Source organism: Actinopolymorpha sp. NPDC004070, from assembly GCF_040610475.1.
GTDB lineage: Bacteria > Actinomycetota > Actinomycetes > Propionibacteriales > Actinopolymorphaceae > Actinopolymorpha.
On the sequence record NZ_JBEXMJ010000028.1, the window covers coordinates 1 to 1,551 of the forward strand.

The 1,551-nt window shown below is 58.6% G+C and carries 1 rRNA gene; it reads left to right on the plus strand.

The features are described 5' to 3' along the window. A 16S ribosomal RNA gene (locus ABZV93_RS28755) occupies positions 1-1,350 on the plus strand; the annotation flags it as partial. Positions 1,351-1,551 lie beyond the last annotated feature (201 nt).

The following is a 1,551-nucleotide window of genomic DNA, read 5'->3' on the forward strand; positions in this document are numbered from 1 at the left end:
GGATATGACTTTTGCCCGCATGGGTGAGAGTGGAAAGATTTATTGGCTGAAGATGGGCTCGCGGCCTATCAGCTTGTTGGTGGGGTGATGGCCTACCAAGGCTTTTACGGGTAGCCGGCCTGAGAGGGCGACCGGCCACACTGGGACTGAGACACGGCCCAGACTCCTACGGGAGGCAGCAGTGGGGAATATTGCACAATGGGCGGAAGCCTGATGCAGCAACGCCGCGTGAGGGATGACGGCCTTCGGGTTGTAAACCTCTTTCAGCGGGGACGAAGCGCAAGTGACGGTACCCGCAGAAGAAGCGCCGGCCAACTACGTGCCAGCAGCCGCGGTAACACGTAGGGCGCGAGCGTTGTCCGGAATTATTGGGCGTAAAGGGCTCGTAGGCGGTTTGTTGCGTCGAAAGTGAAAATCCGGGGCTTAACTCCGGACTTGCTTTCGATACGGGCAGACTAGAGGTAGGCAGGGGAGAGTGGAATTCCTGGTGTAGCGGTGGAATGCGCAGATATCAGGAGGAACACCGGTGGCGAAGGCGGCTCTCTGGGCCTTACCTGACGCTGAGGAGCGAAAGCGTGGGGAGCGAACAGGATTAGATACCCTGGTAGTCCACGCCGTAAACGTTGGGCGCTAGGTGTGGGGGACTTCCACGTCCTCCGTGCCGCAGCTAACGCATTAAGCGCCCCGCCTGGGGAGTACGGCCGCAAGGCTAAAACTCAAAGGAATTGACGGGGGCCCGCACAAGCGGCGGAGCATGTTGCTTAATTCGATGCAACGCGAAGAACCTTACCTGGGTTTGACATGCAGAGAAATCCCGTAGAGATACGGGGTCCGTAAGGGCTCTGCACAGGTGGTGCATGGCTGTCGTCAGCTCGTGTCGTGAGATGTTGGGTTAAGTCCCGCAACGAGCGCAACCCTCGTCCTATGTTGCCAGCGGGTAATGCCGGGAACTCATAGGAGACTGCCGGGGTCAACTCGGAGGAAGGTGGGGATGAGGTCAAGTCATCATGCCCCTTATGTCCAGGGCTGCAAACATGCTACAATGGTCGGTACAATGGGCTGCGAAATCGCAAGGTGGAGCGAATCCCTAAAAGCCGGCCTCAGTTCGGATCGGGGTCTGCAACTCGACCCCGTGAAGTTGGAGTCGCTAGTAATCGCGGATCAGCAACGCCGCGGTGAATACGTTCCCGGGCCTTGTACACACCGCCCGTCAAGTCATGAAAGTCGGCAATACCCGAAGCCGGTGACCTAACCCCTTGTGGGATGGAGCCGTCGAAGGTGGGGCTGGCGATTAGGACTAAGTCGTAACAAGGTAGCCGTACCGGAAGGTGCGGCTGGATCACCTCCTTTCTAAGGAGCTTTTCTGGCAGCTGTCCTTTGGGGTGGTTGTTCAGGGCGCCGTTGTCCGGCCGAGTGTGTCGGAGCGGTGAGCTCATTTAGTGGAGCATCGGCTAGTGGGTGTTCGCCCATATTTTCGCGTGGCCTAGTACTACCCCGTTTCGCTGATTCGTCAGTGTTCGCCGATTCGTCGGTGGGGGGTGTGGAGGGGGG